A 6237-nucleotide genomic window follows, 5' to 3' on the forward strand; every position below is an offset into this window, starting at 1 on the left:
AGAATAAAGAGGAAGTTGTTGTCGCCATGCGGGTTTCAGAGGTTTTCATATTTTGAAAGTGGGATTTAATATACCTAAAAATGAAAAATATAGAATGTTGGAGGTTAATCTATGTTACATCTTGAAAAGGTTAAAAGAGATTGATATGAACAAGGTAATTCGTATGTGTTTGATTCATGATTTAGGTGAAGCCTTTACTGATGATATTCCTACATTTGAGAAGAAAGAAGAAGATAGTGAAAAAGAGGATGAGATGTTTTTCAAATGGATCGCAACCTTCCATAATCCTTATCGTGAGGAATTCACAGAACTTTTAAAGGAAATGAATGAACTTAAGACTGATGAAGCAAAGCTTTACAAAGCCTTAGACAATTTAGAAGCAGTCATTCAACATAACGAGACGGATATTAGTACTTGGATTCCGCTAGAATATGACTTGCAATTTACTTATGGTGCGGATAAGGTGGAATTCTCTCCTTATTTAAGAGAGCTGAAGAAAGAAGTTGACCAAAGAACGAAAGAAAAAATAGCTCATAAGAATGAAGCTTAGTTTTTTAGAATAAATAATAGTGACTTATAGGGTGAATTTTTATTCACCCTATAAAATTATCATTGAACTTTTTATATATTGAGTTATAATTAGGTAAAGTTGTAATTTACCTAAAAATATAATTTTAAAAGGAGTAGTTGTTGTGAGAAAGCTTTTATTAATAGGTGAAAGAATTTATTTGGAAACACTTACAACTAAAGTTAGTGCAAAGACCCTTCAAGAAAACATAAATGATTTTGAACAGACAAAATATATGCATGAAGTTCCATACCCATATACTTTAGAAGATGCTGAAAGCTATATAAAGTACTTAAATTCTATAAAAGATGATTCTTGCATAGAACTGGGTATTTTCAATAGAAATACAGATGACTTTATAGGAGTTGTTTCCTTAAGTAATATTAATTATCAATATGAAAATGGAGAAATTGGATATTGGATAAGAAAAAAATTTTGGAATAAGGGTTATACCAAAGAAGCAGCACAAATGCTTATTAGGTATGCATTTCAGGAACTAAAGTTAACTAGGATATATGCAACTTTACAAAAGGAGAATACAGGCTCTTTAGCTTTATTAACCAGTTTAGGATTTCAAGTAGAAGGATTAATGAGAAAAAGTGTTAAAAATAAGGGGAAGCTAGTTGATAGATATATATGTTCACTCCTTAGAGAAGAATACGATGATACCCATGAAAATGCACAAAAAATCATAGTATAGGTCTTAAATTGATGGATTTAAATAGCTATGTTGATACAGTTTTTAAATGTATTTACATAATATATTAAAAATGGTATAATAAAAAAAACGCCAAGAGGAGGAAGTAAGTTATGAAACCAGCTATTTGCTAATATTAATTTTAATTTAATAATTAATATATTTTATAATGAGTTTTATTTTACCTAATTATATTTAGGTTTTATTGTTGTGCTCTTTATGGAATAAGGCATTTAGAAGGTAACTTACTTTATTGAAATTAAATACTATAATTTATAATATTTCAATAAGCTTTAACTATTGGAGAAAAAGCTTTGAAGAGTTATATAATGGGATATATAGCATAATAATATGTTTTAAGCTATATCTCATTTAAGTAAATTATAATAGTATTAGAGTATTTCTGACTGTAAGAAGAAACCATCTTCTTACAGTTTTTTATTTTTAAATAATAAAAAGTTATAATAATTAAGGTGTTTTTGTGCCTATCCATGAAATGCATAATTAGAATTATGGATGGAAGAAGGAATTTTTATGTTCGAATTAACATTAAATGGTGTAAAAAAATATATGGATGCAACTCTTGTTCTTAAAAATATATCCTTTCAGATTTATTCAGGAGAAAAAGTTGGTATAGTAGGGGTTAATGGAAGTGGAAAGAGTACTGTTCTTAAGTTAATAGCAGGAGTGTTACCAATGAATTATTGTATTGGGTATCCGGGAGCTACAAGTCCAGGATATGATGAAGGTTTTATTTGTAAGCCTAGAGAAGCTACTTGTGCATACCTTGAGCAAATTCCTAAGTATGAAGATGGCATAAAGGTTATTGATGTTCTAAAATTAGCTTTTGAAGAAGTTTATAGCATAGAGAATAAAATGCGTGGATTAGAAGAAAGAATGAAGTTTTTAGAAGATAATAATTTAGAAAAAGCTTTAAAGCAGTATAGCCAATTAGTTGAATTATATGAAGTTAAAGATGGATACAATACAGAAGAAAAATTAAGTAGGATTTGTACGGGGTTAAAATTAGATGAAAGCTTTTTAAATAAAGAATTTAATTTATTAAGTGGTGGTGAAAAAACTACGGTTGTCCTTGGCAAACTGCTCATAGATAACCCAGATATATTACTACTAGACGAGCCTACAAATCATCTGGATATGGAATCGACTGAATGGCTTGAAGCTTATCTTAAAAACTACAATGGTATTGTAATTATTGTTTCTCATGATAGATACTTTTTAGATAATGTGGTAACAAAGATTATAGAAATAGAGGATATGGAAAGTAAGACTTATAAAGGAAATTATTCTGATTTTTCAAAGCAAAAAGAAGAGAATATCCTTGAACAATTTCACCAATATAAGGAGCAGCAAAAGGAGATCAAGAATGTACAGAACGCTATAAAGGAGTTAAGGGATTGGGCAGCTAGGGTAGATAATAATAAATTCTTTAAACGAGCTGCTAGTCTACAAAAAAAGCTTGATAAAATGAAAAGTAGTGATACTGAAAGTAATAAATTTTATCGAACCAGAGGTCAATATGTAAGAACTGAAAAACCAAAGTTTGAAAGAAAGAATATGAAGCTTAACTTTAAAGATGGTGAAAGATCTGGTAATGAGACAATTAAAGCTGAAGGACTTTCTAAATCTTTTGATGATAAGGTAATTTTAAGAGATGTAGATTTATTGATTCATTTCGGTGAAAGAGCAGCATTAATAGGCCCAAACGGTAGTGGTAAAACTACTTTCTTGAAAATGCTCTTAGATGAAGAAAAGCCAGATTCTGGTGTAGTGGAATTAGGTGCTAATGTAATGGCTGCATATTTACCACAGAAAATCACCTTTAAAAATGAGGAGTTTACTGTACTAGAGTGCTTTAGAGAAGATATTTCAATACTTGAAGGTCAAGCACGTGAATATCTATCAAAATTCATGTTTTATGGGAATAGTGTATTTAAAAAAGTAAAGCATTTATCTGGGGGAGAGAGAATAAGACTAAAGCTTGGTAAGCTATTATATGAAGATGTAAATTTATTGATACTGGATGAGCCTACTAATCATCTTGATATTGACTCCATAGAAAACTTTGAAGAAGCTCTAGAAGATTTTAAAGGAACTATATTCTTCATATCCCACGATAGATATTTTATTAATAAAATAAGTGAAAGAGTAATTGCCATTGAAGACAATGGTTTTAAAAGCTATCCTGGAAATTATGATTATTATAAAAATGTAAAAGAGCAGCTTAAGCTACAAGAGATTAAAGAGCCCGTGGTAAAAGCTGAAAAAGTTAAGAAACCTAAAAAGGTTGATGAGGATAAACAGAGGGAAGTGGAAAAGGCTAAGGTTGAAAGAATCATTGAATTCCTTGAAAATGAAATAAAGGATATTGATGTTGTCATGACTGATGACAAGTTGGATTATGAAAACCTTAATAAGTTATACTGCAAAAAAGAAGAGTTAAGTAGTAAGCGTGATGAAGCTATGGAATTGTGGGTAAGTTTAAATTAATACCTATAGGTAACTGTAATTAGATTAGTGAAAAGTTGTAGAATAAACAGATTTCTTTGCTTCAGAGGGATTTTTCACTCCCACTGAAGCAAAGAAATCGTTATCCAGGGACGTAACTTCTCTTTACTCCCATTTTGAAGAAGATGGGAGTATTAGAGCTGATAGTCATCGGATAAAACAAAAAGCCAATGCTTAAGACTATAAGCTTGGCTTAAATTTTAATATAAAATCCAAAATACCGGTACTCTAATTTTGAAGCCTATCTCACGATAGGTGGGTGTCCTCACAGATGTCTCAATCGCCCTCAATGCCGTGAAAAGGACTCACAAGAAGGTACATTTTCTCATTTAAATATTGAACTCCCTAAAATTAAATGTAGGTTCAAAATAAGAGCTTAACGCATATTCCAGAAATTTAACTTTTTATTTATTAGTCATTTCCTTGGTGTGAGATTATAATATCATATTTTAGTTTAATGTACAATATATTTTTTTATGGTAAATTAATCCTTTGATGTTTTACTTTAATTTAAGGTAAATACCATGATTTGTATATATTTAGTAATTTTGATATAATGAAATTGTTGAATATTTATGTTTTTTATTTATTATATTTTAAGGTAGCAACTTAGTTATATGAGGTAAAAACTTAGTTATATAATGAAATTACATAAATATTCATATAACTTATCTTAGTATAACAGTAATAAATATAAGGAGAGTATTTATGGAAAATTTGGATAAGCAACACAGTAGCAAAGGTACTGTTATTATATTCTTTATAGTATGTTTTGGAGTGACAGCACTAATGGGATTTTTAATGGCTTTTGCATATTCTAAAGAGGCTGTAGGTGCATTTCCCCTTGTACAAATGTATTACCCAGCCATGGGAGTTATGTTGGCATTCTTATGTAACAAGGAAATAAGAACCAGGGCACCTAAAAAGTTTTTTGGAGTATTTTTGATTTTCTCAATGGTATCAGTAATTATACTTTCTATACAGACCTTTACTGGATATGGTAAGCCAGAGATTGTAGCTGGAATATTAGTCACAGCAGGAAGTTTTCTGGGACTTATTATGCTAGGTATTGAAGATAGCAAAACCAGGGCAGAGTTTGGACTTAGCATAAAAAAGAATGGTAAGAAATCATTATTCTATATTCTTATTTTTGTTGTACTTTACTTATTAGCAAATTTAATATCCTGTGCTATAAGTGGATCCCTTGATGATTTTTTTACATACCTTAAGTATCCGACTATTTTTAAATTACTTCTGCTTTTACCATTAAATTTTTTATTTACTTATTTTCTTTTCTTTGGAGAGGAATACGGATGGAGGTATTTCTTACAACCAGTACTTCAGGACAAGTTTGGTAAAAGATGGGGTGTACTTTTACTTGGAGTAATTTGGGGACTTTGGCATTTCCCAATAAATTTATTTTATTATAGTCCAGAGACCTCTTTTTATAGCATAGTTATTCAACTTATAGTTTGTATATGTTACTCTATTTTCTTTGGCTATGTATATCTTAAGACGGAAAATATTTGGGCTGTGTCCATGATACATTATTTAAACAATAATCTTGGTTTTCTACTCTTTGGTGCAGATGGTTCAAATGCTGTTATTAGGTGGCAAGATGTCATAATTTCACTTGTGATTTTTGGTATTATTTATTTACCATTTTTAGCTACAAAAGAATATAGAAAGAAAACTCATATTTCAGAAGATATATCTAAGTAAAAAAAGCCAATGCTTAACATTATTGAGCATTGGCTTTAAATTTTTAATAATTATTTCCACTAAAGCTATCTTTACAACTACTAAAATATTGCATGGTTTTTACTAAGAAAACTATACCAAAAATAAATAACCCTAACACATATAAGATATTTATTACAGGTATAAATATTACTATAAAAGCTAATATACTTGCAATAGTTAATGCTTTATATTGATTCCATCTATCATCAGCTTCTTCAGCTAACATATGTTTATCATGATTGTTAAGCATTTCTTTCATACCCATGAATAAATTGTATATTACATATAAGGTTAATATTAAGGAAGCTAATACTACTAGAATACCAAATGGTCCTAAAATTCCAAAGTTGATACCACCGTTATTGTTTTTAACTTCATATATTGAAAAAATAGAAAGTATTAGGGTAAAGATATTTAATGTTGAAGCCTTTGAAAAATGCTCGCTATGCTCTTTAAGGTGACTAAAGGCCATAGCAAATAGTATAAATCCAATTACATCGGGGAGTATATCAAAACCACAAATTTTAAAGTTTAAAGATATAAACAAGAATCCCCAAAAAAAATTATTTAATCCCTTTTCTATCATTTTATGCACCCCTTATTATTTCTTATTAACTATAGCTGCACCCCTTTCTATTTCCATAAGTTATATGGAAATATTCTCTTACTTATATTAAATCGTTGAATGAAAAACTAACTT

Annotated in this window: 5 protein-coding genes and 1 other RNA gene; 4 read left to right on the forward strand and 2 right to left on the reverse strand. The window is 29.3% G+C overall.

What is annotated here, in order from left to right:
• Positions 1-58 precede the first annotated feature (58 nt).
• From B2694_RS11180 to abc-f, 3 genes are all read left to right on the forward strand, one after another.
• Complete coding sequence (locus B2694_RS11180) at positions 59-550, forward strand: HD domain-containing protein (protein WP_346885811.1); 492 nt, start codon at positions 59-61, stop codon at positions 548-550.
• A 142-nt stretch (positions 551-692) separates the two neighbouring features.
• Positions 693-1268 (forward strand): GNAT family protein, encoded by a 576-nt coding sequence (locus B2694_RS11185; protein WP_346885807.1) that lies wholly within the window; start codon positions 693-695, stop codon positions 1266-1268.
• Between the two features lie 531 nt (positions 1269-1799).
• The gene (gene abc-f, locus B2694_RS11190; RefSeq protein WP_346885808.1) at positions 1800-3776 is read left to right on the forward strand and encodes a ribosomal protection-like ABC-F family protein; all 1977 of its coding nucleotides are present in this window, start codon (positions 1800-1802) and stop codon (positions 3774-3776) included.
• 223 nt (positions 3777-3999) lie between these two features.
• Here the strand turns inward: abc-f and ssrS are convergent.
• Positions 4000-4192: non-coding RNA, 6S RNA (gene ssrS, locus B2694_RS11195), on the reverse strand.
• A 310-nt stretch (positions 4193-4502) separates the two neighbouring features.
• Here ssrS and B2694_RS11200 point away from each other — a divergent pair.
• The gene (locus B2694_RS11200; protein ID WP_346885809.1) at positions 4503-5516 is read left to right on the forward strand and encodes a type II CAAX endopeptidase family protein; all 1014 of its coding nucleotides are present in this window, start codon (positions 4503-4505) and stop codon (positions 5514-5516) included.
• Positions 5517-5559: 43 nt separating this feature from the next.
• Here B2694_RS11200 and B2694_RS11205 read toward each other — a convergent pair whose 3' ends face one another.
• Entirely contained in the window at positions 5560-6123 is a 564-nt protein-coding gene (locus tag B2694_RS11205; protein ID WP_346885810.1) for a hypothetical protein, read from the reverse strand.
• Positions 6124-6237: the final 114 nt, after the last annotated feature.

The sequence above is a fragment of the Clostridium sp. UBA4395 genome (genome assembly GCF_002390995.1).
GTDB classification, from domain to species: Bacteria; Bacillota; Clostridia; order Clostridiales; family Clostridiaceae; genus Clostridium_J; species Clostridium_J sulfidigenes.